This window comes from Pseudoramibacter faecis, assembly GCF_036289405.1.
Taxonomy (GTDB): Bacteria; Bacillota; Clostridia; order Eubacteriales; family Eubacteriaceae; genus Pseudoramibacter; species Pseudoramibacter faecis.
The window spans coordinates 1-26365 of record NZ_JAYFFI010000025.1 but is presented as its reverse complement, the minus strand read 5'-3'; the positions used below and the strand labels follow the sequence as shown (position 1 = coordinate 26365).

Sequence of the window (26365 nt, the reverse complement as noted above, 5' to 3'; positions counted from 1 at the left end):
GTGTAAGATGTTTGTAGTGACTCATAGTTTCTCCTTGAATATTGGATGTCTTTGCAAACACCATTATACCAAGGCTATGAGTCATTATTTATTTGTTGCACTTAGATTATAAATTCAAGATACAAAAAACCGAACATAGCGCCCGGCTTTTAAAACTTTGATTTTTTCCCTATTCGTTATTTTGCATAGGATGCATAAATTTCATCCAGATCATCCCGGGAAAGCGTATCCATCACGTATTGTGCATAGGCATCCCCCGTCGCCCCGTCGGGCCGACCGGTCAAGACCAGTTTTTTTTCGTATTCACTGCAAACCTCGATGGCCTTGGTGAGTTTTTGAGAAGCTTCATGATAGCCAATATGATCTAAAAGCATCCCGGCCGCCTTGATAATGGATGACGGATCCGCATATTGTGCCCGACCTTCATCGACCATCCGCGGCGCTGAGCCGTGAATAGCCTCAAACATGGCATAGTATTTGCCAATATTGGCAGAGCCGGCAGTGCCGACACCTCCTTGAAGTTCCGCTGCTTCATCTGTGATGATATCCCCGTAAAGGTTGGGCAAAACCACGACTTTAAATTGCTGGCGGCGTTTTTCGTCCACCAATTTTGCCGTCATAATATCAATATACCAATCATCCCATTCCACATCGGGATAATCTTTAGCTACTGCTTTGGCTGTGTCTAAAAATTTACCGTCAGTGGCCTTAATGACATTGGCTTTTGTGACCACAGTCACTTTTTTCTTTCCGGACTTCTGTGCATAATCGAAGGCCGCGCGGATGATGCGTTCCGATCCCTGCCGGGTTGCCACAACAAAATCAATGGCCAGATCGTCGTCGACGTGAACCCCCCGTGAGCCCACGGCGTATCCCCCTTCAGTGTTTTCGCGATAAAAAGTCCAATCGATGCTCTGATCCGGGATCGACACCGGCCGCACATTGGCAAATAAATCCAAAGCCTTGCGCATAGCCACATTGGCGGATTCAATATTAGGCCACTGATCGCCTTCGCGCGGTGTCGTGGTTGGGCCTTTCAAAATAACATCACATTTTTTTAATTCCGCCAGCACATCGTCCGGAATGGCCTGCATACACGCTGCACGATTTTCAATCGTCAAACCGTCGATCGCTTTTATCTCAATACGGCCGCTTTTAATATCATCGGCCAGTAAATATTCCAACACCTTCTGTGCTTCCCTGGTAATAAAAGGGCCAATGCCATCGCCTCCGACGACGCCGATCACAATATGTTCTTTTCTGGCATAATCAACAAAATCGCCTTCTGATTTCAGCCGGTCAATCCGTTCTAATTGTTCTGTGAGAATTTTGCCAAAATGTTCTTTGGCCGCAGCAATTTCTTTTGAATGATCCATTCTTTCCTCCCATGCAATACCATTATGTCTAGTTTAACTTTTTTATTATAGCATCCCGCATAAATATACACAATCAAAAAGACAGCATCCTCCCCGTACTTTATTCAAAGCAAGACGAGCACTGTCAACCACGGATAATTACATTGTCGCTGCTGATGCCAGTTTTCGTCGCAACACGATTTTTCTCGGCGTATGGGCCCTCGCCAATTCGCTAATAGCTACGCCTTTATCAACCAGCGAAACAATCCAGCTTTCACCGTATTTCGGTGGCGTGATTGTCAAAGGAAACATATGACGTAAAATCATGTTTTCTTCCCGATCATTCAAATCATAATCTGTTCTGGCATTCTTAAGGGCTTTCTTGGGGTGAGCCATCCCATGGCACTGCCGAATTCGGTCTAGTCCCCTGCCTTCTTTTTTAACTTCCCGCCAATTATCGAAAAAGTAATCATGCAGCAATCCGCCGCGAGCCGCCGACTTAAAATCCAGCCCCAACTTTTTCGAAATGACAAACGAATAATAGGCGACAGATAAACAATGCTCAAAGCGTCCCGAAGCGTTTCCATGATGTGGTTCCAGCTTTAATGACCGAAAGCGCCGACTCGTCAAAATATCAGATGTCAAATCATAAAAATCATTAAACTGCTTGCGATCGGTTATTTTAACCATCCAGTAGCACTCCTCTAACTCAATCTTTTAAATTGTATCTAAATTGTAAACTCAAACTTTGTCCATTATAGCAGGCTATCTTTACAAATCCATAAAAATCCATATCGTTTCAGCAGAATTTAATCATTCTTTAAATAAAGATCTCTCTGAATTAACGCATAAAAAACGACCCCGCAGAGCCGTCATCAAGCATTATTTTTTAATCAAACGAATCATATAAAAGCCGTCACATCCGTCGGTGAGAGGGCTGGTCATCCGCTCTGTCTCCGCCTCGGCGATCACATCGGATCGTTCTCGGACGACGCGTGCAATTTGACGATTATTCTCTTCCGGATCAATCGTGCAGGTGGCATAGACCAGCTTGCCGCCCGTACGCAACAAATCCAATCCATTGTTCAATAGCGTGTGCTGTGTTTGACGGATCGCTCGGCGGTCTTCTTTTGTCCCACGATAGCGAATCTCCGGTTTGCGGCGAATCACGCCATATCCCGAACATGGCGCATCCAGCAAGATTTTATCAAATACGGCTTCTTCTTTTTGCGGTTGAATGTCATCCCACAATTCGGTCTTAATATTGGAAATTCCCAACCGTTTTGCCGCATCCTCAATCAACTGAAGCCGAGAGGAATAAATATCTCTGGCAATGATCTCGCCGGCATCCGACATCAACTGCGCCAAATGCGTGGTTTTGCCGCCAGGTGCCGCACACATATCAAGAACGCACTCGTCAGGCCGGGGATCTAAAAGCTCAGCGACCAGCATTGCGCCTTGATCCTGAATCGTGAGCCACCCGTCTTTAAACCAACGGCTTTTCACCAGTTCGTTCGCCGAAATACCTTTCAAATAAAGACAATCCGAAGACAACTGACCAACTTCTACCGTCAACCCCTCCGCCTGAAGTTTCGCCGCTAAATCTTCCCGGGATAATTTAAGTGTATTGACACGGACCGAAAGCGGCGCCTGTGTATTCATTTGCTCAAGGATAGTCGGCGCCGTCTCTTTCCCATAAGCTTCAAAATAATAATGCACAATTGACAGCGGAATGGAATATCTCGCGGCGAGCGCTTCTTTTTCATTTCTAAATGAATCATTGGAAATATCTGATAGTCGTGTTTTATTTCTGATCAGATTTCGCAAAACGCCGTTGACAAATCCCTTTGCCTTGCGGTTGACCTTCCCGCACAGCAAAACCGCTTCCGAAACTGCGGCGTAATCCGGAATGCGATCCAATTTTAATATTTGATACGCGCCAATGCGAAGGATCTCCCACGTTTTAAAATCAACCCGTTTGGGCTCTTTGATTAACTGATTCAAACAATAATCTAAAAATATCTGATTTTGCAACACCCCATAAATTAAAAGCGTGTATAAGTGGGCATCTTCTGTGTTAAATGACAAAAGGGAAAGCGTCTGTCGGATTTCCAAATTCGAAAAGGCGCCTTCCCGATTAATTTTAAGCAGGCTTTTGTAAGCCTGCTCTCTTGCGTTATTCGATTGATTCTTTTTTGGATGCATTGCGCAATTAATTCCTTCCGCGAATGAGCAACATTCTGAAAAGATTCAAGAAGGCCATCAGTGTACTGGCGACATAGGTCATTGCTGCTGCTCCCAACACTTTTTTTACGGCTCTTTCTTCCGACACATCGATCAACCGATACTGCTTTAACATAACCAGTGCCCGGTAACTGGCATTAAATTCGACCGGTAAAGTAACAATATAGAAAACCAGAGCCACTGCGAAGAATAAAATACCGATATTCATGAGCATCAATCCCCAACCGCTGCCATAACGGCCGCCTAAAACAAGCCCGATGAAAAAAAGGGGCCAGGCCGCATTTGACGTGAAATTGCAAAGCGGAACAATGGCATTGCGAAACCGCAGCGGAAAATAACCCTGTCCGTCCTGACAAGCGTGTCCCGTTTCGTGGGCCGCTACCGCGATTGCCGCAATGCTGTCGCTTTGCCCCACGCCTGCAGATAACGCCATCGATTTATTGCGCGAATCGTAATGGTCCGTTAATTCGCCGCCGATACTGTGAATGCGCACTTGTAATTGGTTTAGGCCGAGCAGCCGTTGAGCCACCTGTTGTCCTGTCATGCCACTTTTTGCGCTTACCTTGCTATAAGCGTTGAATGCCGACGACACTTTTGCTTGAGCGATCATTGAAATGATTAAGCCCGGAATTAAAATCAGCCAAGTCCAATCAAAAAACATTGCAAGGTCTCCTTTACTTTCTTAAAATTTTAAGCATTATAAGCCGAAGATCTGAAAACCATCTGAATTAAGACAAAACCGTCCCCTCGGCAATGGCATTGCCGCGAAAATAGTCTGTCGCCCGCATCCGGCGTTTCCCCGGCATTTGAATTTCATTCAACTGCAAATAACCATCGCCAGTAGCAACCACAAATCCCTGATTTTCGTCCGCGGCAACAATGCACCCCGGCACTTCAATCCTTTCCGCTTGGGGCAGCTGCACCGGTGAAAAACATTTGAGGGTTTTGCCGTCCAACGTTGTCCAGGCTCCGGGCCAGGGATCGGTGCCGTTAATGCGCCGCAAAATTTGAAAACCGCTTTGATGCCAATCGATTCGCCCGGTATTTTTATCAATTTTTTCTGCGTAGGTCGCTTTCGCCGAATCCTGCTCAATACCCTGAGCCGTTCCATTTTGGATTTGAGCCATCACATTCAGAATCAAACCGGCACCGGCTGCTGCCATCGCGTCGTGCATTTTACCAACTGTCGTTGTATCCGTAATCGGAATGATTTTTTGAGCCAGCATATCGCCGGTATCCATCCCAAGGTCCATTTTCATAATGGTCACGCCGCTTTCCGCTTTCCCATCAATAATCGCGTGATGAACCGGCGCCGCGCCGCGGTATTCCGGCAGCAAAGATCCGTGAATATTCAGGCATCCATAGGTTGGGATATCCAATACTTCCTGCGATAAAATTTGTCCATAGGCCGCAACGACAAAAAAATCCGGCCGCAATGATTTTAAATAGTCAATCGCTGATACATTTCTGATTTTTTCCGGCTGATAAACAGAAAGTCCGAGCTCCAGGGCTCGTTGTTTCATCGGCAACGCTCGCATTTTTTTCCCACGACCGTTTGGGCGGTCCGGCTGACACACGACCGCAACAACTTCATAATCGCTGTCTACCAGCCGATTGAGCATCGGAACCGCAAAATCTGTGGTTCCCATTACCACGACGCGGCTACGCATCGTCTTCTCCGATCTTGCCTTCTTTTGCCAGACGTTTTTCCTGTTCTGCAATCATGACCTCTGCTTTTTCTACCGGAATTTTTTTATCGATAAACACTTCCCCGTTCAAATGATCGAGCTCATGGCAAATCGCCCGCGCCAGAAGCATATGCCCCTTGACTTCACAACGCTGCCCTTCCAGGTTTGTAAACCGTGCCGTCACATATTCCGGTCTCTCGACATAGCCCGCTTCATCCGGGAAACTCAAACATCCTTCGGAATCCACAATCGAACCGGACTGGCTGACGATTTCCGGATTGATCATCGTGATAGGCCCCTGCCCCACATCGATCACCACCAGCTGTCTCAAAACGCCAACCTGGGGAGCCGCCAAGCCGACGCCATCATCGTCATACATGGTTTCAAGCATATCGGCGGCCAATGTTTTAATACGATCGTTAATTTCTGTGATCTCCCGCGCCCGTTTGCGCAAAATGGGATCATCATAATATCTTAATTTTCTAATCGCCATCTTTTCTCCTCCTAATATAAAAGTATAGTGGTCATATATCCCAACAGCCAGTTGGGATATGATCCTCTCATTGCTAAAGCTGTTAGAATGTAGTAGCATTGGTTCGAACGGATTCCTCCTTGGACTTTACGCCCGTCGGAAAGCCTGTCTGCCATCCACTCATTCGCAGCTGTTCGGTTTACGCAGGTTGAACCACATCCCGTGTGTTCGCTTGATACCCCGGGAGATTGAATAAGCGGTGAGGAATGTTTGGCCCACCGCATTATTTTTCTTCAGAAGTGTTTTTCTATGTTGAACGCTGTTGGCATTGATGTTTCAAAAGGCAAGAGCACGGTTGCAGTCCTACGACCCGCAGGTGAAATCGTGCATAAGCCTTTTCATGTCCGTCACTCTGTCAGAGAACTTTCTGAACTTGTCTCTTATGTCAGAAGCCTGGATGGTGAAACACGGGTCGTCATGGAGACAACCGGCCATTATAAGGTCAAGTCTGATCCGGCCGATGCCAAGAAAATCGCTCAGTATGCGCTTGACAAGTGGCCGTTTCTGCGTCAGCATTCAGCGATGGATAATACACAAGCGCAAATGAAAACGCTGAATACGCAGTTTCATTTCTTCATACAGCAAAAGGGCGCTTTGAAGAACAACCTCTCTCCTTGATCTGACATATCCCGGCGCAAATGAGCTGTTCAACAGTCCCATACGCTCTGACGGCTGTGAGAAATGGATCGATTACGTCCTGAAAAAGAAATCCGAAGGGAAGCTCTTATCTGGTTTATATGACAGCCGGAGCCAACAAGTTTCTGCGAATCTATTACGGCAAAGTCAAAGAATGTATCGCTGCTCAAAGCTCTGCTGAATCAATCTCTTTTATAGCCCTCTCTTTTCTTTGACCGGCATTAACATGGTAGTCTTATTTTTATCCCTTCATTTCTGCCTCCTGATTTTTGCTTGACTTTTTATTTAGTAGGCTTTCACTATTTATACTGGATCAATCATCATTGCAATTTTTGACGGCAACTTTTCAAGATAACCACCGCGGATCAGTTTTTGGATATATCGCGAGACCGTCCTGACGTTTTGGGTCTTAACAATAATACGAACCATTGCCCGCTGATTCTCCATCATGGCATTCATCTTAACCGGACGATAAACCTTTGTTTGCCGATACTGATTTAATTTTTGAAGCCAACGATAAAGCATCCGGCTGTCCCTTTCCACTTGTTTTGCTTCTTTCCCAAAAATTTTAAAGAAAATCAAATGGCCGAAAGGCGGATACGCCATAGCTTTGCGATACCTTATTTCCGATTGATAAAAATCACGGTATTCTCCGCTTGCCAACGCTCGCACCAAATCCTGATCCGGATCATAAGTTTGCAATAAGGCGTTGTCTCCCATACTAAAAAAAGCAACATATTGCTGATAGGCTCGCTCCAGGGCATTGTATTCCCGTTGATTCAAATCCACATCAATCAAAACAGCCGCACTCAGACCGACCTCCGGATAATCCGACACATTCAATAAAGCGTGTGTGCCAACGACGATTCGATACGCCTTGTCGGCCAGATCCTGTCTAACAGCCGTCATCCCCGATGCTTCAAGCCCCTGAGCATCCAATTTGAGAACCGGATACGCCGGCCAACACTTTTTAATCTCCTCCACGATCTGATCAATCCCCAACCCCATGGGGCGATACCGACGCCCACTACAGGAGGGACACGTGTCCGGCATCGGCCATTGCCTTCCACAAGTCGAGCATATTAACTGTCCATGGGTGTCCGTCTTCAAAGGCCTTTCACATTCAGGGCAACGCGCCACATAGCCACAATCCCGACAGAATACATACGTCTCATAACCCAATCGGTTATGCATGATAAGCACATTTTTACCACGTTCAAGGGTTTCCGTCACAGCCTGCGCTAACGCATGACTGATAAAATTCAAATTGCCTGTATGCATTTCATCCTGCATGTTCACAATTTTCAAATGATACTTCGGTTCAAAGGGCAATTCAGAAATCAGTTGCATCCGATGCGTCATAATGCGATGGGTCGCGTTCACAGAAGGAACCGTGTCGCTCACAATAAGCGACGCCTTCATAAGTGCCGCATATTTTTCCGCAAGAATCCGTGTATGATAATGGGGCTTCCCGCCCGAAACATAGCTGCTGTCTGATTCTTCGTCTATAATAATCCATTTTAAATGTCGATAGGGTAAAAATAATGAGGCTCTTGTTCCAACGACAAAACGAAACCGTTCTTCCCGCACATCGTCAAATGCGCGCCGTCGTCTGCTTTGTGAAAGCTCTCCGTGATAAAAAAGAACCCCTGCTCGCACACCGGGTGGCAGCATTTCATAAAATTGCTCCAGAAAATATTTATTCGGGAGCAACAATAAACCCGTTTCTTTCGCCTTTAAGCCCATGGCCAAGGCTAAAAAAATTTGCCATTTTTCACATTTGTTTTGATGGTAAAAAAAGATCGGAAACCGCTGATTGGTTCCCGTATTCTCCTCAAGGCACTGTTTTATTTTTTTTAAACTCGGAGACGTTTTGATTGAAATGGAGCTTTCATAAGAATTTTCATCGACCGCTTGGTCTTGCTCCATCTGTAATGCCTGGCGATCAACTTTTTCTATCCATCCTTTTTGGCATAAGCTTCTCAGCGAGGAAGATACATTTCCCAATTGTTTCTTTAAATCTCTGGCCGTCAATGGCTGTTTTGTTAGTAAAGCCATAATACTTTTCATGATTTTGCCGCGGGAGGTTGCTTGCGCCCCTTCTGACGTCAATCGGTACCATTTTCCCGGATCTGTGTAGACATCAAAAAAAGTTTCACGCACCCCGTCAGCATTTCGTCGCGTCTTTATCTGAACTTTAACCGGGTTGGTAAATAAACTCAACGCATCGTAAAATAAACAATGATAATAGCCGACCAGCCATCGGCAAAGCCTTAACTGCTTGCCATTTAACACCGGACGCTCATCGATAATGGCTTCAATAGCGCGAAAATGTCCCTTGAATTCAGATGCTTTCGATACGGCGACGACAAAGCCCTCTGTTCGTTTGGCTCCTTTTCCAAAAGGGACTACCACGCGAACACCCGGTTTTACCCGTGATTGCCATCGTTCAGGAATGACATAGTCATAAGGATGATCAAGCCGTTTATTGGTCTGCCGCAAATAAATGGCTGCAAAACTCAACAAAGTGCCCCTTTACGCTTCAGAATCCTCTTGAGCGAGAACCTCAGTTGAAGGAGCTTCATTCTCTTCCGCTTTCGCAAACAGTGCTTCCGTCCCTTCTGAAGTTGCTTCCGCCATTTCGCTCTGCGAACGGCTGATGATTCTCACTTCGTCCTCCGCAATTTCCTCGGTCGCTACAGAGATCGGATTGTCAATGATCACTTTAACCAATGGATCTTCTCCGGCCACTAATTCTCTGGCTCGTTTTGCCGTTGCGATACACAATTCGTATTTATTCTGTGCTTTGTCAATCAAATCATTTAAAGGCGGATAGCGAAGGCCACTGGCTTCTTTTCCGTAATAAGTTTTACTGCTCATCGTCTACTCCTTCTATCATCTGTTTGATACGCGTCCATTGGGTTTTCGCCAAGCAATGCTGCGCATCTATAATGTGTAAAAACTGGCGCGTCGCTTTTTCCAAATCGTCATTTGTCACGATATAATCGTATTGATTTGCCAAAGATAATTCTTTTAAGGCATTTGCAAGGCGTAATGCCATTTGTTCTGGCGATTCTGACTGACGGCCGATCAGACGTTGCTTTAATTCTTCAAGGGAAGGCGGCGCAACGAAAATATAAACACCATAACCCAATGATTCTTTTATTTGCAAAGCTCCCTGCACGTCGATTTCCAAAATCACATCTGTTCCTTGATCAAGCAGCTGCTCAACGTAGACTTTGGGGGTTCCATAATAATGGTCATGCACACGGGCATACTCTAAAAATGCGTCCTCGGAAATTCTTTCTTCAAATGTGGTCTGATCTAAAAAAAAATAGTTGACTCCATCCTTTTCTCCGGGACGCGGTGCTCTCGTTGTCGCCGAAACCGAAAGTTTTAAATTCGAATTCTGCGCCATTGCCGCTCGACAAACGGTTCCCTTCCCAACGCCGGAAGGTCCTGACACCACAATTAAACTCCCTCTTTGGCCTTCTGCTTTGGACATTTCTTTAAATCATCACCTTTCATCTCTATTTTATCAAAACTAAACTTTTATCCTACTCAATATTTTGAATTTGTTCTCGAATTTTTTCAATTTCACTTTTCACATCCACAACAGCATCCGAAATACGGATATCCGTTGCCTTGGATCCAATCGTATTAGCTTCACGATTCATTTCCTGAACCAAAAAATCCAGTTTACGGCCAATGGCGCCTTCACTCTTGATCATTTTCGCCATGCGTATCAGATGACTATCCAAACGCGTTAGTTCTTCGGATATATCCAGCTTATCTGCCATAACGGCAACTTCCGTCAACAGTCGATTCTCATCCACTGATGCATCGCCCAGAAACGCCGCTACTTTTTCATGAATTTGTTTCCGGTACGTCGTTACCATCCGCGGTGCTTGTTCACGAATCACTTGAACGTGATTTTGAATGATTGTAATGCGATGCTGAATATCTGCCTGAAGGGCCAGCCCCTCTTGTTCCCGACTTGCCGATACTTGAGCGAGTGCACCATCTAAAACCGGTTTGAGTACTTGCCAATTGGCTACGTCATCGCCTTCCGCCTCTGAAACGGAGATGATATCCGGGAAACGCGCAACCAGATCAATATTAATTTCATCCGAAATCATGGCGTCCATCATCTTAATTGTATTGAGAGTTTTAATATATTCGCATGCCAATGCCTTGTTCAAGACAATTTGCTTTTGCTGAGAATCAAAAATTTCAAATTGAATGCAGATTTCGATGCGGCCGCGTGCCACATAGTGTGCCGCTTCATCTCGAATTTTGGTTTCCAATGATTTTAATATCGGCGGAACTTTCACAAAAAAATCTTTATATCGGTGATTAACGGTCCTGATCTCGACACAAATAGCCCGCTGATCATCGCGATTGTCATGACGGCCGAATCCTGTCATGCTTTTCATTGGAGCACCTCCACATCAACCGATCCTTCGTACACCGTTTGTGCGGAACCCGTCATCCATATGTGATTGCCGTCTAATTCAACGCTTAAAACCCCGCCGGACAACTGCGCTTCCACAGTTGTATCGACCTTTCTTAAACGATGGAGCACGGCCACAGTGGCACAGGTTCCAGTGCCGCAGGCCAGCGTTTTGCCGTCTCCACGTTCCCAGGTATCCATCCGAATATGACTTGCGTCTTTGACTTCAGCAAAGCTGATATTGCAATTTTCTGGAAACATGGCGTGCTTTTCATAGTAAGGGCCAATGGCTTCAATCGGTGTTTGGTCAAAATCTTCTGTCAGCACGACCATGTGCGGATTCCCCATGGATGCACAGCCATAACTATAAGTGACACCATCCCAATCAAAATGGGCCCCTATCACTTCTTCTTTCTTCGAAATAACGGGAATCTTTTGGGCCGAAAAAACCACATTGCCCATATCGACACGAATTATCGATTTCGCCGGCGTCTTCTTTAATAAATTAATGCCGATTCTTCCCGTCCGCGAGGCAATCGTAAATTGTGTTTTTTTTACAATCTGCCGATCGGTGACATACTTGGCCAAACAGCGCATGCCGTTGCCGCACATCTGGGCGATAGTGCCATCCGCGTTATAATAGTTCATAAACGCGGCATCCTCATCCGAAGGCTCAACCAAAATCAACCCGTCGGCGCCAATTCCCTTGTGGCGATCGCATAGCTTCGCGATTTGTTTCTGAGAAAACATCATGCTTTTATCCAGATTATTAACGACGATAAAGTCATTGCCAGCGCCGTGCATCTTCAAAAATTTCATCTGTCATTCCCTTTCTACTATCGTTTTATAATAACTAAAACACATTGAAAAAACAAGCATCAACGGGTAAAATGTAATTCATTCTTTTTTAAAGATCGACCTGTCAACAAATTTGAGAATGGAGTATATTATGGCCTTTGACGGCATTGTCACCTATCATTTAATACAAGAATTATCACATCAGTTTCTCGGCGGACATATCCGTAAGATTCACCAACCGGAAAATGATGAAATCCACCTGAGTATCAACCGCGGCAAAACAAATTATGTTTTATTGATGTCCGCCAACGCCAATCAGCCTCGCGTGCATCTGACCAACAAAAAGAAAAAAAATCCGAACACACCGCCGAGTTTTTGCATGGCACTTCGCAAACATCTCATCAACGGACGCATCAAAGCTATCCGCCAGCACGAAAGCGACCGCGTCATCCTTTTAGATATTGCAACAAAAAATGAATTCGGTGATCCGGTAATCAAATCCCTCATTGCTGAAATTACCGGACGTCATGCCAATATTATTTTAACCAAGACGGAAGCCGACGCTTTTATTATCATCGATTGCCTCAAAAAAATCGGTTCAGCATCCAATCGCTATCGGCAAATTCTTCCGGGGCTTCCCTATAAGTTCCCGCCGGAAACGGAGCGGCAAAATTATTTCAACTGCAAAACCGACGCTGATTTAGACGCCTGGCTGCTTAAACATCCCCACGAATCTCTGTCTCATGCTTTGGTTCAGGGCTTTTTAGGCGTCAGCCCCAATTTGGCTCGAGAAATTTGTTTTCGCGCCGGTTTGTCAGAAGACCAGTCCACGGACGCTCTCTCGTCCAAAAACAGCAACGCCTTTCACCGCTCTTTTTTTGACATTCATCAGGAAATCACCGCTCAGGCTTCTCCTTATCTTTATTATTTCAACCATCAGATTCGGGACTTTGCCACCTTTTCACTGCATTATTTGCAAAGCCTTGACCGCCAGCCGGCAGACTCTGTATCGGATCTGCTCGAACGGTTTTATTATCAGAAAGATAAAAAAAATCGCTTTGACACCAAAAGTGCCAATCTGAAGCATCAACTCAATATTCTGTTTAAGAAGAATACAAAAAAACTGCAGAATCTCCACAAGGATTATCAAAATTCTCAAAAGGATGAAAAAAGCAAACTCTATGGCGATTTAATCACCGCCAATATTTATCAAATCGAAAAGGGGATGAAAAGTGTCACCTTGTCCAATTATTATGCTCCGGGACTCCCATCGGTTACCATCCCGCTAAAAGTGAATGAGACCCCATCGCAAAATGCTCAGCGTTTTTATAGAAAATATAATAAGGCCAAGCGCGCGCAAATTCAAGTGACCGAGCAGATCCAAAAGACCGAAAACACAGTTTATTATTTGGAGAGTCTTCTCAATGCCTTGGAACACTGCACCGAGCCCGAGGAATTAGACGAGATCCGTCATGAAGTGATTCATTCTGAATTCGGCAATCCCAAAAATAAAGGCAAAAAAGATCAAAGGCCAACTTTTTCTCGCCCCCTGCACTTTCGATCGTCGGAAGGCTTCGATATTCTGGTTGGTAAAAACAATTACCAAAACGATGCCATCTCCACCCGACTGGGTGCCGATGAAGATTGTTGGCTCCACGTAAAAGATATTCCCGGCTCTCATGTTTTGATCATTGCCAACGGCCGCTTTATCACCGAGCAGACCCTCCTGGAAGCCGGCGCGCTGGCCGCCTGGTACAGCAAAGCCAAAAACGGCTCCAATGTCCCTGTCGATTATGTCGAATACCGCTATGTCCATAAACCCAACAAGGCGAAACCCGGGATGGTCATTTTCACCAATCAAAATACCATGTATATAACACCTAAGCGCGAAATTATTGACCAAATTGAAGCGGTCACTGAGGCATAAATGCCAAAAGAGGCTAAACTCTAATAAGTTTAGCCTCTTTTTATGACTTGATTCAAACTTTATTGAATGTGCAACAAATTTAAAATACCGGCCGACTGCAAGAACAGCGCAAACATAATAATCGGCGCGACATATTTCACCATCACGATATAAACACGCTGCCGTCTGAAATGTTCGCCGTTGAGTTCCATTTCATCAATGACGTATTTAGGCCCGACTACCCAGCCGATCAAAATGCAGGAAAGCAGCGATGTGATCGGCATCAGGAAACTATTGGACACATAATCGGCAAGGTCTAGGAGCTGTCCGACCGAACCATTGGGAAGCTTCAGTTCGAAATAAAAAACGGTATAGCCAAGGCAGATGATGAGGGTCATCCCCAGATAGATCGCTCCCAAAATCAATGTCACTTTTTTGCGCGAGGCATTGAAAATTTCCATGCAGTTCGCAACCAGGGTCTCCAGCACCGAAATGCAGGATGTCATGGCCGCAAAGGCCACCATCACAAAAAAGACGGCGCCAACAATCGGCCCTGCAATGCCCATTTCCGCAAAGACCTTGGGCAAAGAAACAAAAATCAGGCTCGGTCCGGCCGCCATTCCCTTAACACCGGAGAAAACATAAATCGCCGGAATGATCATCATACCTGCCAAAAAAGCCACCACAGTGTCAAAGATTTCAATCAAATTGATCGAACGATTGAGATCCACATCTTTTTTAACATAAGAGCCATACGTAATCATGATCCCCATGGATACCGACAGCGAGAAGAAAAGCTGACTCATCGCATCCAACAAAATCTGCATGAAACGGCCAAACGTCATCCCTTTAAAATTGGGAATTAAATACACACCCAAGCCCTGCATGCCTGTCCGCACTGAGCCACCACCTGTCTTGTGCGATAAGGTCAGTGAAAAAACAGCGATTACCAGAATCATCACGAACAGAGCGGGCATCACCCATTTAGAAAATTTTTCGATTCCATTCTCAACTCCGCGATATACGATTACAATGGTTAAAAGCATGAAGATCAGCCCGTAAACAACTGGAGAAATCGGTGCTGTGATAAAACCCGTAAAATAAGTATCCGCCGCTGCCGCTTTTCCCGCACCGGTTAAATAGACAATGATATATTTTAAAATCCACCCGCCGATCACTGCGTAATAGGTCATAATAATAGCCGGCACAGCAAAGGTGATTTTCCCCAAAAATCCCCAGCCCCTTTTTACCTGATCATAGGCTTGTATGGATGATTTCTGAGTTTTTCTGCCAATGCCAATATCATTGGTTAAAAGCGTAAAACCAAAGGTCAGCACCAAAATCAAATAAACAATCAAAAAAACGCCGCCGCCGTCCTTTGCCGCCAAATAAGGGAAACGCCAAATATTGCCGACCCCGACAGCCGATCCGGCCGCCGCCATCACAAAGCCCAGCTGTCCAGAAAAGCCGCCTTTTTTACTTTTCTTTTTCTCGTCCATAGATACTCCTTTACTCCTTTTGACTTCTTTCATATATGCTTTAAGATTTTTTTAATTATAGCATAGGTTTTCTTTCTCGAAAAGTTTCTTTTTAATAAATAATTATTGACAATTGACTTTTATCTACTGATCCATTATTATGAAAACAATTAATTATTGTACATTATAGAAGGAGCATTATGATGAAAAAAAGACTACTCCAATTGGTTACTTTGTGTCTGGTTCTGACAGCATTTGTTAGCGTCCTCACAGCCTGTGGCGCCTCAACTTTAGAAGAAGCTGTTAACAAGGACAAATCGGTTCAAAAAGAACTCGATGATGTTGGCAAAAAAAATAATATGGAAATCAACATCAAAGATAACCTCGTGACTTATATTTATCATTATGGCAGTGATGTTAGCGAAGATAGCAAAAGTTTATACACCAGCAGTTTTGAATCTGCTTTTACCCGGGAAAAGAGTACCTTTGTCAACCTGATCAAGGAATTAGAAGATAAAACCGATATCTCCGGAATCAAAATGAAAATCGTCGTAAAAGATAAAAGCGGTGACACACTCTATAACATCACCTATGACAACAAAGGAATTGTCAAATAGCAGCCGTCAAAAACACTAATTACGTGGCTAACACGTAATTCTAAAGCCCTTAAAAGTTTGAACAGAAAAAGCCCTCCCTATCGTGTCACATTTTGAATGCGGTCCATTAGCTGCAAGGAAAGGAACGGAAAGGGAGGGTACATTCATTATGTGAATGAATGATACCAATAATTTATCGCCTTTAAAGTGGAACGGCAAATACCATGTCATGTTTGCGCTAAAACACAGGCGTATGGTTTTCTACCGGGAGAAAAAACGGGCTATTGGTGAAGATAATAAAAAGAAAATCCGTGAATACATTTCCCATCGGTTGGAGACAAATCGATTGGAGGAACAGCTGACAATACCAGGAACAAATCCATTCAGAAATAAAAGGTAACAATAGAGGTAACGCGGCTGATAGATTGTGTTTACACATCTTATGTGTCCGTCAGGAGCAGAGGGCTTTGTCCGTCAGATGACAACCACGCGTTTAACGCGTGGTTGGGTTCAGAGCCTGTGATAATATCCTAATTATAATAAAATCATTTCTATTTTTCCAAGAGTTAAACATGCCAACAAGGCGATTAAATACATTTTCTTCAACTTTCTACTGAAAACATCCGATCTTTATTTACATAATCTATCATTTTTCAACAAACACCTAGACTTCCCAGCACTACACAAAGAAATGTAGCAAACAATGGGATAACCACTGTGCATATTCCTATATCCGGATATCCGTCTTTATGTCTCATTTCACAAATACCCAACAATGTTATAACCGCACCATTATGCGGCAGAGAATCCAGACCGCCACATGCAACAACGCTGATCCTGTGCAGAATATCTGGACTTAGCCCTCTGGCATTTGCCATCTCGATTAGTTTTGAACCTATCGTAGTCAGAGCGATTGTCATGCCACCAGATCCGGAGCCGGTCACACCGGCCATTACAGTTGTCCCTATAGCGCAGGCAATCAATGGATTTTCCGATATTCCAATAATCCCTCCTGCAATCACACCATACGCCGTTAATGTTGCAATTACTGTTCCGTATCCGTTTTCAAACGCTGTGTTAAAGATAGCCAAGAATGATCCGCTTACCCCGTCAGAAAAGTTTTTGGCAAAGTAGTACTTAAACCTGCTTCTGTTCAGGAATACGCAGAGCAGAATAGATATAAGCAGGGCAAGGAGCAAAGACCATGTACCGTACACGGATACTAAAGAAGTATTATAAGGTTCTGCCTCCAGATACGTTCCATCTGACCTCCCTGTATAGCTTCGCACATATGGGATACATGGCGAAAGCCACTACAAACATGGATACTCCGCCATATGTCAGAATTGCCCCTGTCAGTACACCTGCTAGAATTGCGTATTTAGAACCGATTTTTCCGGTGACAAAGTTTGCTATCGCATCTGCCGATCCGAATATTTCAAGGAATTTACCATAAATAGCGCCCAGCAAAAAAAATCGGAAAATTGTTTATAATAAATCTTCCTGCACCATTCATAAATGTTTCTGTAAATACTGCAAGAAAATGTCCGGGCTGACCTATAAGAACAGACGATCCCAGATAGGCAAGTAAAGCAAGGAGCGGTGCCAGCACAATAACTGAAACACCTTTATAAGCGAACAAAATTAATAATGCCAGTGAAAGAATTATAAAAATAATACTAATCGTCATAGCAATCAATCCTCTCTCCACGCAATAAAGACAAAACAAATCCGCTCTCGTCTTTCCCCTTGGGCAAAATCATTGAGCCCCGGTCCTGTAAGGCCGGGGCTGATCTTATATTTTCAATCCCATGGAGCTTTCCACAAAAATTCGAGCATCCATCAGTTTCAATGTCGAAGAGACCGTTACATCAAATTCGATTTGATCCAAAACTTGTGTCTGCAACTCGATTCCGGGAGCAATTTCAATCAATTCTACACCTTTATCTGTCAAACGAAATACTGCCCGTTCGGTAATGTACAAAACACTCTGTCCGGATTTCACCGCATATTCACCACTGAAAGAAATCTGCTGAACCTGTTTTACAAATTTTTTGTTTTTTCCTTCGTGATCTATAATCAAACTACCATTCTTTATAGAAACCTTCAGACCTCCTGTTGTCAATGTTCCACAAAAAACCACACGTTTTGTCGACTGTGCAATATTAATGAATCCACCTGGTCCAACTGTCTTTTTAAATTTTGTCACATTTACATTTCCGCAGGCATCAACTTCTGCCGCACCGAGAAAGCTGACATCCAGTCCACCTCCATCGTAAAAATCAAACTGGCTTGTCATATTAGTAGTAAAATCTGGATTATAACATCCTCCAAAGGCAAGTCCTGATGCCGGAACACCGCCGGTATGCCCGCTTTCTACCGACATAATGATGTGATCTGAAAACCCTTCTTCTACAGCAACTGAAGCAATTCCTTCTGGCACTCCAATCCCCAGATTTACAATATCATCTTCCTTCAACTCCATTGCAGCCCTTCGTGCAATAATTTTCCGGTCAGACATCGACATAGGCGGCAAACGGTTTAACGGAATCCGGATCTCATGAGCCAGTGCTGCGTCATATACGTCGGATCCATAGTGCTGCCAATGATTTTCTGGAGGAGCAATGACAACATGGTCAATCATAACTCCGGGCACTTGCACACTACGTGGTGAAAACGTCCCATTTTCCACAATTCGTTCAACCTGTGCTATCACAATTCCTCCATTGTGTCTGGCAGCCATGGCACAGGCATACTGATCCATACTGGTTGATTCTTTTTCTATGGTCAGATTTCCATTTTCATCAACACTCGTTCCACGGATAATCGCGACATCTATTGGAAACGATTTATACCAAAGAAATTCCTCGTCACCTAATTCCAATAGTTCAATAAGATTATCTTTTGCTCTTTCGTTACATTTTCCCCCTTCTACGCGAGGATCCATTAAAGTCCCAAGGCCAATTTTCGTAATCACGCCCGGCCGTCCCGTACCAATTTCTCGATACAGCTGCGATAAAGTTCCCTGCGGCATGAGATAAGCTTCAATCTTATTACTATCGACAAGTTTCTGAAGTTCAGGACATAAATTATAATGGCCACAAACAGCACGTTTTAACATTCCTTCATGCCCAAAAATGCTGTACCCGCGTTTCTCGTTATCACCAATTCCTGCACTACAAGATAATGTCAAATGATTAGGATGCCCTGTCTCTAAAAAAAGCTTTTCCAGACACAGTGCAATATACTCTGCAAAAGAAGATCCAATAATGCCTGTGCAGACGACTGTCGCTCCATCTTTTACCAGCTCTGCTGCTTGCTGCCCTGTAATAATCTTATGCATATCCTATCCTTTCCGGCTTACATGTAAACAAACATGCACAACATAGCGCTATCTCCTGTTCTTTATTGTTTCCCTTTCGACAGCGCATTGCCAGTAAATGTGACTTTATCTTTATCAATAAACGCACGCATACCTTCCACCTGGTCTTCATTGGTGAAACACAAGCCAAACACATGACGTTCATAAATATTTCCAGACCAAAAATCCATTTCAAGCCCCTGATTGATAGATTTCTTTGCCAAGCGTACAGCATACGGGCTGTTAGAAGCAATTTTCTTCGCCATTTTCATAGCTTCATTCATCAGCTGTTCATGTGGAACCACACGGGAAACAAGGCCTATTCGAAGAGCCTCTTCTGCATTGATTCTGTCAGAAGAAAAGATCAGCCACTTCGCATCCGATTTGCTTACAAGCCGCGGAAGACGTTGTGTCCCAGCAAATCCGGGAATAATCCCGAGTCCTGTTTCTGGCTGTCCGAAAACCGCTTTGTTTGAAGCAATCCGGATATCAAATGCCATTGCAAGCTCCGTTCCGCCTCCAAGAGCAAACCCGTTAACTGCAGCGATTGTCGGCTGTGGCATATTTTCGATCTTATATAAAACACTCTGTCCCAACTGTGCGTACGCAACGGCTTCGTCTGGATTTTTGACATACATTTCTTTTATATCACCGCCTGCAACAAAAGATTTATCACCGTCGCCAGTAAAAATAACTACCCACACATCATCAATCATTTTTGAAACATCATCAATCAATTGTCCGAGTTCTGTAACAACTTCTGTGCTGAGCGCATTTAATGCTTCCAACCGGGAAATCTTAATGGTAAGGATCTTATTGTTTTGATTCTGTTTAAAAAAATGGTATTCTTTCATAATTTTCCACCCCTTTCTTTATTCGTCTTCTCTTACGAGTGGACTCAGAAGAGGTTCCTGTTTGCAAAAGTATCAACACGGTATAGATAATATGGAACTTTTTACCCCTTCAGAATTGCACCGCTTATGACAATACGCTGAACTTCATTTGTTCCTTCGCCAATTTCCATTAATTTGTTGTCTCGAACCAATTGTTCGACACGATATTCCTTGCTATAACCATTTCCACCAAACACCTGAATGGCATCCAGACAGATTTGTGTTGCGTGTGAAGATGCAAAAAGCTTCGCTTCTGCAGCCTGTAGGGAACAACGCTGACCACTGGCTTTCATCTCTGCTACGTTATACAGCATCAAGCGCATGGCTTCTGTGTACATAGCCATGTCTGCTATTTTAAACGCAATCGCCTGATGTTTTGCAATTGGTTTCCCAAATGTTTCTCTTTCAAGTGCATATGCCTTTGCCAACTCTAATGCATGTTCTGCAATACCTGTAGAAATGGCAGTACAACTGACACGGCCACCATCAAGTCCTTCCATCGCATACACGAAGCCCATCCCTTCCTCACCGAGCAATGCTTCAGCCGGAAGTCTCATATCATCAAAATAAACCCCATGTGTATCCGAACTTCGCATGCCCATCTTGTCTTCTTCTTTGCCAATGACCATGCCCGGAGTACCTTTATCCACAAGAAATGTGGAGATACCTTTTGCCTTCTTCGCTGGATCTGTCACAGCCATTACAATATAATAATCTGCAATCCCTGAGTTGGTGATCCACGCCTTTGAACCATTTAATATCCAACTGCCATCCGACTGTTTTTTCGCTCTTGTCTTCATGCCCGCAGCATCTGAACCCGAATCTGGTTCTGTCAGGCAGAAGGAAAACAACTTACCTTCACTTACTCCTATCAGATACTTTTCTTTTTGTTCATCGCTGCCATGATGCAGAATCATATCTGTACACACCCAACTGATTTCCATGGCCATGGCAAATCCGGCGTCACCTCTGGCCAGTTCATGTGTAATGATGGCACATTCAACATCGCTCAGCCCCACACCGCCATATTCTTCTGGAATCGGCGTGGACTGCAGATCCGTCTCTACATATTTTTGATACAATTCCTGTGACCAACCACTCTCATCCATATCACGGCCGCGCGGTTCAATTTCCTTTTTTGTAAACTCACGAGCCAACTGTTGAATACTCAATTGTTCATCTGTAAATTTAAAACCCATAGCGATCCCCTTTCTTTTTTCCAAATCTTTTTTGATTACTGGTGCGAAGCCTTTGAATTTTAAAACTCTCACTTTCAATATAATCAACTATAAAATGAATAATTAAATATGTGAAATATAAAAATGAAAATTATTTATGCACTATGAGTATAAACAGAGCTTATATTACTGCATATTGTATGTTGTGATTTAAGACTTGCGTGTGCTACGATACTTCTAGATTCCAAACCGCTCATCCAAACACATCAATGCAAACCGTTCTTTGGAGGTCTCTTATGGAATATCGAAATCTATATCATTTTGTTCATATTGCTCAAGAAAAGAACTTTTCTAAAGCTGCCGAAAAAATACTAACCTCTCAGTCTGCTTTGACTCGCTCTGTGCAAGCTCTGGAAAAAGAATTTAACATTATTCTTATTAATCGCTCCACGCATTATTTTCAATTAACAGATGCAGGGGAATACCTATTTAAAGAAGGGACGAAAATACTTAATAGCTTTGAAAAACTAGAAAATCAGATGAATCGCTACTCTGAAGATGAGAAAAAAATCCTTTCTCTTGGTGTTCCTACAATTCTGAATACGCTTCTGGCTCCTGTTTTGATGAGCTTTCAGAACCAGAATATCAATCGTTTGCGTCTGAATCTTATTGTAGAAGGAAGCATCCCTTTATCTAAAAAGGTTGTGAATGAAAGTTTAGATGTTTCTTTAATTATGAAATCCTTTGGAGACGGTCGATTTGACACTTATCCTGTCATTACTGATCATCTAGTAGTGGTTGTTCCGCCGGAACACCCACTGGCTACTATGGATATGGAGATAGACATTGAAGATCTTCGTGATGAAACATTTGTTTTACTTGATGAAACCTATCAGATTAACGCCAGTTTTATGGCGATGTGCAGAGAATCGGGATATTCCCCTAAAATATCCACATTGAGTTCTAGTTGGGATTTTCTTGCGCAGCTAGTCGCATCAGGCAGTGGCATAACCATATTTCCTAATCCAATATTGCCTATCTTTGGCAGACATTTAAAGGGTATTCCTATTAAAGGCAACCATGGTTTTTGGCAAATTGTAGCAATCACGAAAAGAGGGGGGCATATAGATAACGATCTAAAAAATCTAATTCGTTTCTTACAGGATAATTATCAGACCACCTTATAAAGAGCACATCTTCTCTGCTCCATATCTTTAAATGAAAAAATCTATGCACTTTCCGCATAGATTTTTTCATTTTAGGTATTTTACAATCTGCTATTATTGCCTCTATAATCAAAATAGAATTGAAAAGGAATACTTATCTCAAAACCTAAGGTTAAAGAAAGGAGCCGTGTAATGCACACACAAAATAACAGTGAAAAAATCAAGAAAAAACAATTTCTGTAAAAATCGAAAGTGGCGCTCGAGTAGTAGAAGAAAACTTGATCAGTGATGTTTGTGTTTTCTCTCTCTTCTCATTTTTCTTCTTTCTAGCTAATTTTAACTTTCTCGGTGATGACTTTGCATTTACATTGGGAGTACTTCAGTTATCTGTAAGTGGTCTATTCTATCTTGGAGCTCGAGAGCGAATTAAATACGATCCTTTTTGGGGAAATATGAATATTATTTTCGCTTTTTTCTTTGGTGTTTTTGGCGGAGTAACCAATATTCTCATCGGGTTAAGTTTCTCATTGAATGAATTAATCCTCGCAATCCCAAACGTTGTAATCGGCCTGCTGATGCTATTAAGTACACGAGGGGTGAAAGATAATCCACTGACATTTTTCTTGATTTGGATTTTTGCATGGATTGGCGTTTTAAGCCTTGGATTAGGAGGATGTGGACTTGAACCGGTATTTTTCAATAAGCTTGGAGGGATCGGTCTCCTTGGAGTAGCTATTCTAGGATTTTATGCTCAGATTGCATTCATGCATATCCATGCCGGCATCAATATGTCTCTTGGGAAACAATTGTTTAAAAATTAATTGATAATCTAAAATATCAATTTTTACCAAGCGGGTCGCTATTATGGTAACCGAATATAAAGTTTTGTTTTAGGCGATTCCGGCCCTAAATCTCTGAAACAAGCACTTGCTGTTCTTAAACACAATATAAAGAAAGGAGATTCGATTACTACGGCTATAAATTTCAAATCAGTTAGATATATTATGGATAAACGGCGTTTTATTCTTAGATAAACTCAGGGCCTCACATCTTTTAGAACAATTGTGCTTTTCTTAAACAACATAAAATTAAAGAAAGGAGTGTCATAGCTGATAAATTTTAAATTGGGTAAACGTATTATGGATAAATAATGGTTTTTAGATGACTCCAGATCCATATTTCCAGAACATGTGCTTACTATTATTAATCACAAATGAAGAGAGGAGATTCAATATGCCACGGCCAGGAAAATCCAAACCAGATAAACGTATTATGGGAGGGAGAGAAAAAGTCAAAGTCGCTTGTATCCAAGCTCCTCAACTTGTTTTCAACAAAGAAAAACAGATTAAAATTGCCTGTGACCGCATCAAGGAAGCCGGCGCAAACGGAGCAGAACTGGTTGCTTTCTCTGAAACGTATATTCCCGTATTCCCTGCTTACTACACCGGCGGGTACGAAAGTGACAAAGAAGAATGGAGTCTTTGGAATATGGGGCTCTGGGACAATTCCATCGTTATCCCGAGTGATGATACCGATATAATCGGGCAAGCTTGTAAAGAAGCTGGCGTGTACTGTGTCATGGGCGTTCATGAAATGAGCGATGAAGAGGCCAGCAAAACTTTCTATAACACACAGATCTTTTTCGGCAAAGATGGATCTATTATGGGACGTCACCGTAAACTGATGCCTACTTATACTGAAAGAACATATTGGGGAAATGGTGACGGTTCTGATCTTGATGTCTATAAGACAGACATCGGTCGTATCGGCGGATTGATCTGTTGGGAACACCATATGCTTCTCGTTCGTGTTGCACAGATGTTACTGGGCGAGGAATTCCATATTGCCAATTTCCCAGGAACATATAGTATGTGGGGAAAAGGGGAACGTCCGAACAGAACCGGGATCGCGCTGTCGAAAAATGAAGAACCATATGGATTCGGATGTGACAACATGGTGTCAATCCGCGAATATGCTTTCCAATCCGGTTGCTTCGTTCTCTGTGCACAAGGCTTGCTTCGCGATCAAGACTTTGAATCCGGTTATGAGCAGATCAAAACAAGCGACCATTTCAATTATGAGTGGGCCAACGGCGGAAGCTGTATTGTCAATCCATTTATGGAATTTATCGGAGGTCCTGTCATCAACGAAGACACCATCGTCTACGCTGACTGTTATGCCAACGAGATCAAGGCAGCTAAAATCTATTTTGACGGAATCGGTCATTATTCCAGGCCTGATGTTGTCAAACTCTTCTTGGATAAGAACCACAATGTCAATTTGAACTTGACAGATGCCATTGGCAATCCAGTAGCTGTAAAAGAACCTGATTCTCAGTCTCTTAAACAAATCTCTGAAGAATATGAGATCAAACTGCAACGATTGGAAGCCTTGACTGATAAGATTATGAATTCTCAGAAATAATCAGCAACATCATAAAGCATAATATATAAACTGAATTATGATAGAGTACAATAATGTTCGCAAAAACTGAATAGGCAATGGAAAAGCCATCGAGGCTCATGTAGAATGATTTGCGACAAAACAAACAACTACAAAGGAGAACTCTCGATGGCTCAGAAACAGAGTAACACAAATCTTTCCACATTAACTATTCAGTTTTATGAATCAACCGGATCCGATGCTCAGCATGCTCGAATGGCTGTGCGACCAGATGATGGAGGCCGAAGTATCCATTCAGCTCAGTGCAGACAAAAGCGAGCGCACGAACAGCCGTGCAGGTTACAGATCCCGGTTATCGTCCAAGGCGTCTGGATACCAGGCTGGGAACGATGTACCTTATGGTTCCCAAGGTCCGCCAGGGCGGATATATTCCGTTCTTCGTGAACGCCTATAAGCAGCGGAGTGCTGCACTGATAGAAGTCGTTCAGGAAGCCTATGTCAACGGCGTATCGACCAGAAAGATCGAACGCCTGGCAAAGCAGCTCGGCATCAACGGGATTTCCAGATCCCAGGTCAGTGAAATGACCAAGGGGCTGAATGAGCAGGTTGACCGGTTCCGCAATCGTCTACTGGAGAGGTCTTTTTATCCGATTCTCTGGACGGATGCTTTGTATGAAGATCTCCGCATTGACGGACATGTAATCAGTGAGGCAATTATCGTTGTCTGCGGCGTGGATCAACACGGGAAGCGTGATGGGCTGGCCGTAGAGCCGATGTCTGATGAATCTCTTAGTTCCTATCAGTGCGTATTCAGCCGTATGAAGGAGCGCGGACTGCAGACGCCGAAGTTGATCATCAGTGATGCCAACAAGGGTCTGGTCTCAGCCATAAAGCAGAGCTTCCCCGGCACATCCTGGCAGCGCTGCAAAGTTCATTTTATGCGGAACATCCTTGCACATGTACCTCAAAAGCAGAAGAAATCTTTTGCTTCCGAACTGAAAGCCATCTGGCTCGCACCTGATGACAAGATCGCCAGAGAACGTGCTGGTGCTTTGATGGACAAGTATGAAGCCCGACTTCCGCAAGCTGTCAGATGCCTGGAAGAGGGTCTTGAGGATTCGCTGGTATTCTACAGCTATCCGGAACTGGATCAGAGAAAAATCTCGTCCAGCAACATGATCGAACGGCTGAACCGGGAGATCCGCCGACGCACCAGCGTCATCGGAATCTTCCCCAATGAATCATCCTATGTACGTCTGGTGACGGCTTATCTGATGGAATACTCAGAAGACTAGTCTAGTTCCAGAAGTTACATGCGGGAGGATTCACTGGCAGTTCTGCTACCAGAGACTGCCGCATAATCATCTGGAGCATTCGCCCCGATGGTTTTTGCGAATATTACTTGACACTATCTGAATTATTGAGTATTCCCTCCTTTAAAATGTTCTGCATAAATACATTAAAAATACATTGAATAACTCAGTTTATTCAAATACTTTGACTTGTAGAATATTTTCTGGGACATTTTTGTGTATAACTAAAAAGAGCCTGTCAGATCCTGATATGTACCCAAAATCCTGGACACATCATTGGAACCTAGGTTAGCAATAGATGGATGTTCTCCTGTATTTTACAGGAGGCATCCATTTTGTTTTGCTCTGAATCCGTTCGTTATTGT

Annotated in this window: 22 protein-coding genes and 3 pseudogenes; 8 read left to right on the top strand and 17 right to left on the bottom strand. The window is 43.5% G+C overall.

Features of this window, described 5'->3' with window-relative positions:
* Positions 1-176: 176 nt before the first annotated feature.
* From V3C63_RS11375 to def, 6 genes are all read right to left on the bottom strand, one after another.
* On the bottom strand, positions 177-1376 hold the full coding sequence (locus V3C63_RS11375; protein ID WP_329888041.1) for an isocitrate/isopropylmalate family dehydrogenase: 1200 nt from the start codon (positions 1374-1376) through the stop codon (positions 177-179).
* Positions 1377-1514: 138 nt separating this feature from the next.
* Positions 1515-2045, bottom strand: coding sequence for an HD domain-containing protein (locus V3C63_RS11370; RefSeq protein ID WP_329888040.1), 531 nt, complete (start codon positions 2043-2045; stop codon positions 1515-1517).
* 192 nt (positions 2046-2237) lie between these two features.
* Entirely contained in the window at positions 2238-3560 is a 1323-nt protein-coding gene (rsmB, locus tag V3C63_RS11365) for a 16S rRNA (cytosine(967)-C(5))-methyltransferase RsmB (RefSeq protein ID WP_329888039.1), read from the bottom strand.
* A gap of 7 nt (positions 3561-3567) precedes the next feature.
* A complete protein-coding gene (locus V3C63_RS11360) occupies positions 3568-4260 on the bottom strand; it encodes a zinc metallopeptidase (RefSeq protein WP_329888037.1) in 693 nt (230 codons plus the stop codon).
* Positions 4261-4327: 67 nt separating this feature from the next.
* Entirely contained in the window at positions 4328-5269 is a 942-nt protein-coding gene (gene fmt, locus V3C63_RS11355) for a methionyl-tRNA formyltransferase (RefSeq protein ID WP_329888036.1), read from the bottom strand.
* The gene (def, locus tag V3C63_RS11350) at positions 5262-5780 is read right to left on the bottom strand and encodes a peptide deformylase (RefSeq protein ID WP_273267799.1); all 519 of its coding nucleotides are present in this window, start codon (positions 5778-5780) and stop codon (positions 5262-5264) included. Before def ends, fmt begins: the two co-directional genes overlap by 8 nt.
* Before the next feature lie 291 nt (positions 5781-6071).
* Between def and V3C63_RS11890 the strand changes: the two are divergent.
* A pseudogene (locus V3C63_RS11890) lies at positions 6072-6317 on the top strand (IS110 family transposase); the annotation flags it as partial.
* 441 nt (positions 6318-6758) lie between these two features.
* On the opposite strand, the gene priA reads toward V3C63_RS11890, so the two are convergent.
* From priA to dapF, 5 genes are read right to left on the bottom strand one after another with little or no spacing between them, the layout of a single operon-like run.
* Positions 6759-8978, bottom strand: coding sequence for a replication restart helicase PriA (gene priA / locus V3C63_RS11340; protein ID WP_329888035.1), 2220 nt, complete (start codon positions 8976-8978; stop codon positions 6759-6761).
* 12 nt (positions 8979-8990) lie between these two features.
* Positions 8991-9335 carry a DNA-directed RNA polymerase subunit omega gene (gene rpoZ, locus V3C63_RS11335; RefSeq protein ID WP_329888034.1) on the bottom strand — a complete coding sequence of 115 codons (345 nt, stop codon included), beginning with the start codon at positions 9333-9335 and terminating at the stop codon, positions 8991-8993.
* Positions 9325-9960 (bottom strand): guanylate kinase, encoded by a 636-nt coding sequence (gene gmk, locus V3C63_RS11330; protein ID WP_329888033.1) that lies wholly within the window; start codon positions 9958-9960, stop codon positions 9325-9327. Before gmk ends, rpoZ begins: the two co-directional genes overlap by 11 nt.
* Before the next feature lie 52 nt (positions 9961-10012).
* Complete coding sequence (locus V3C63_RS11325; RefSeq protein ID WP_329888032.1) at positions 10013-10891, bottom strand: YicC/YloC family endoribonuclease; 879 nt, start codon at positions 10889-10891, stop codon at positions 10013-10015.
* Entirely contained in the window at positions 10888-11727 is an 840-nt protein-coding gene (dapF, locus tag V3C63_RS11320) for a diaminopimelate epimerase (protein ID WP_329888031.1), read from the bottom strand. The genes V3C63_RS11325 and dapF overlap by 4 nt, the downstream gene beginning before the upstream one ends.
* A gap of 130 nt (positions 11728-11857) precedes the next feature.
* Between dapF and V3C63_RS11315 the strand changes: the two genes are divergently transcribed.
* Positions 11858-13633 (top strand): Rqc2 family fibronectin-binding protein, encoded by a 1776-nt coding sequence (locus V3C63_RS11315; RefSeq protein WP_329888030.1) that lies wholly within the window; start codon positions 11858-11860, stop codon positions 13631-13633.
* A gap of 59 nt (positions 13634-13692) precedes the next feature.
* On the opposite strand, the gene V3C63_RS11310 is transcribed toward V3C63_RS11315, so the two are convergent.
* Positions 13693-15111 (bottom strand): sodium-dependent transporter, encoded by a 1419-nt coding sequence (locus V3C63_RS11310; protein ID WP_329888029.1) that lies wholly within the window; start codon positions 15109-15111, stop codon positions 13693-13695.
* A gap of 179 nt (positions 15112-15290) precedes the next feature.
* Here V3C63_RS11310 and V3C63_RS11305 point away from each other — a divergent pair, with 179 nt between their 5' ends.
* Positions 15291-15707, top strand: a complete 417-nt coding sequence (locus tag V3C63_RS11305; RefSeq protein WP_329888028.1) for a DUF4854 domain-containing protein — start codon at positions 15291-15293, stop codon at positions 15705-15707.
* Between the two features lie 154 nt (positions 15708-15861).
* A pseudogene (locus tag V3C63_RS11885) lies at positions 15862-15975 on the top strand (IS200/IS605 family transposase); the annotation flags it as partial.
* A 364-nt stretch (positions 15976-16339) separates the two neighbouring features.
* On the opposite strand, the gene V3C63_RS11295 reads toward V3C63_RS11885, so the two are convergent.
* From V3C63_RS11295 to V3C63_RS11275, 5 genes are all read right to left on the bottom strand, one after another.
* Positions 16340-16777 carry a hypothetical protein gene (locus V3C63_RS11295; RefSeq protein ID WP_329888025.1) on the bottom strand — a complete coding sequence of 146 codons (438 nt, stop codon included), beginning with the start codon at positions 16775-16777 and terminating at the stop codon, positions 16340-16342.
* Positions 16778-17133: 356 nt separating this feature from the next.
* Positions 17134-17385 (bottom strand): hypothetical protein, encoded by a 252-nt coding sequence (locus V3C63_RS11290; RefSeq protein WP_329888023.1) that lies wholly within the window; start codon positions 17383-17385, stop codon positions 17134-17136.
* Between the two features lie 96 nt (positions 17386-17481).
* Positions 17482-19029 carry an acyl CoA:acetate/3-ketoacid CoA transferase gene (locus V3C63_RS11285; protein ID WP_329888021.1) on the bottom strand — a complete coding sequence of 516 codons (1548 nt, stop codon included), beginning with the start codon at positions 19027-19029 and terminating at the stop codon, positions 17482-17484.
* Between the two features lie 62 nt (positions 19030-19091).
* On the bottom strand, positions 19092-19901 hold the full coding sequence (locus tag V3C63_RS11280; protein ID WP_329888019.1) for an enoyl-CoA hydratase-related protein: 810 nt from the start codon (positions 19899-19901) through the stop codon (positions 19092-19094).
* Positions 19902-20002: 101 nt separating this feature from the next.
* On the bottom strand, positions 20003-21139 hold the full coding sequence (locus tag V3C63_RS11275; RefSeq protein WP_329888017.1) for an acyl-CoA dehydrogenase family protein: 1137 nt from the start codon (positions 21137-21139) through the stop codon (positions 20003-20005).
* A gap of 275 nt (positions 21140-21414) precedes the next feature.
* Here V3C63_RS11275 and V3C63_RS11270 point away from each other — a divergent pair, with 275 nt between their 5' ends.
* From V3C63_RS11270 to V3C63_RS11255, 4 genes and pseudogenes are all read left to right on the top strand, one after another.
* Positions 21415-22305 (top strand): LysR family transcriptional regulator, encoded by an 891-nt coding sequence (locus V3C63_RS11270; protein WP_329888016.1) that lies wholly within the window; start codon positions 21415-21417, stop codon positions 22303-22305.
* Between the two features lie 257 nt (positions 22306-22562).
* Entirely contained in the window at positions 22563-23105 is a 543-nt protein-coding gene (locus V3C63_RS11265; RefSeq protein ID WP_329888015.1) for a hypothetical protein, read from the top strand.
* 412 nt (positions 23106-23517) lie between these two features.
* On the top strand, positions 23518-24708 hold the full coding sequence (locus V3C63_RS11260) for a carbon-nitrogen hydrolase family protein (protein ID WP_329888013.1): 1191 nt from the start codon (positions 23518-23520) through the stop codon (positions 24706-24708).
* Between the two features lie 199 nt (positions 24709-24907).
* Positions 24908-25979: pseudogene (locus tag V3C63_RS11255) on the top strand (IS256 family transposase); the annotation flags it as partial.
* Positions 25980-26365: the final 386 nt, after the last annotated feature.

Coding starts and splice junctions, on each gene's coding strand:
- V3C63_RS11375 (WP_329888041.1), bottom strand. CDS start 1,376: ATGGATCATTCAAAAGAAATTGCTGCGGCCAAAGAACATTTTGGCAAA.
- V3C63_RS11370 (WP_329888040.1), bottom strand. CDS start 2,045: ATGGTTAAAATAACCGATCGCAAGCAGTTTAATGATTTTTATGATTTG.
- rsmB (WP_329888039.1), bottom strand. CDS start 3,560: ATGCATCCAAAAAAGAATCAATCGAATAACGCAAGAGAGCAGGCTTAC.
- V3C63_RS11360 (WP_329888037.1), bottom strand. CDS start 4,260: ATGTTTTTTGATTGGACTTGGCTGATTTTAATTCCGGGCTTAATCATT.
- fmt (WP_329888036.1), bottom strand. CDS start 5,269: ATGCGTAGCCGCGTCGTGGTAATGGGAACCACAGATTTTGCGGTTCCG.
- def (WP_273267799.1), bottom strand. CDS start 5,780: ATGGCGATTAGAAAATTAAGATATTATGATGATCCCATTTTGCGCAAA.
- rpoZ (WP_329888034.1), bottom strand. CDS start 9,335: ATGAGCAGTAAAACTTATTACGGAAAAGAAGCCAGTGGCCTTCGCTAT.
- gmk (WP_329888033.1), bottom strand. CDS start 9,960: ATGTCCAAAGCAGAAGGCCAAAGAGGGAGTTTAATTGTGGTGTCAGGA.
- V3C63_RS11325 (WP_329888032.1), bottom strand. CDS start 10,891: ATGAAAAGCATGACAGGATTCGGCCGTCATGACAATCGCGATGATCAG.
- dapF (WP_329888031.1), bottom strand. CDS start 11,727: ATGAAATTTTTGAAGATGCACGGCGCTGGCAATGACTTTATCGTCGTT.
- V3C63_RS11315 (WP_329888030.1), top strand. CDS start 11,858: ATGGCCTTTGACGGCATTGTCACCTATCATTTAATACAAGAATTATCA.
- V3C63_RS11310 (WP_329888029.1), bottom strand. CDS start 15,111: ATGGACGAGAAAAAGAAAAGTAAAAAAGGCGGCTTTTCTGGACAGCTG.
- V3C63_RS11305 (WP_329888028.1), top strand. CDS start 15,291: ATGATGAAAAAAAGACTACTCCAATTGGTTACTTTGTGTCTGGTTCTG.
- V3C63_RS11285 (WP_329888021.1), bottom strand. CDS start 19,029: ATGCATAAGATTATTACAGGGCAGCAAGCAGCAGAGCTGGTAAAAGAT.
- V3C63_RS11280 (WP_329888019.1), bottom strand. CDS start 19,901: ATGAAAGAATACCATTTTTTTAAACAGAATCAAAACAATAAGATCCTT.
- V3C63_RS11275 (WP_329888017.1), bottom strand. CDS start 21,139: ATGGGTTTTAAATTTACAGATGAACAATTGAGTATTCAACAGTTGGCT.
- V3C63_RS11270 (WP_329888016.1), top strand. CDS start 21,415: ATGGAATATCGAAATCTATATCATTTTGTTCATATTGCTCAAGAAAAG.
- V3C63_RS11260 (WP_329888013.1), top strand. CDS start 23,518: ATGCCACGGCCAGGAAAATCCAAACCAGATAAACGTATTATGGGAGGG.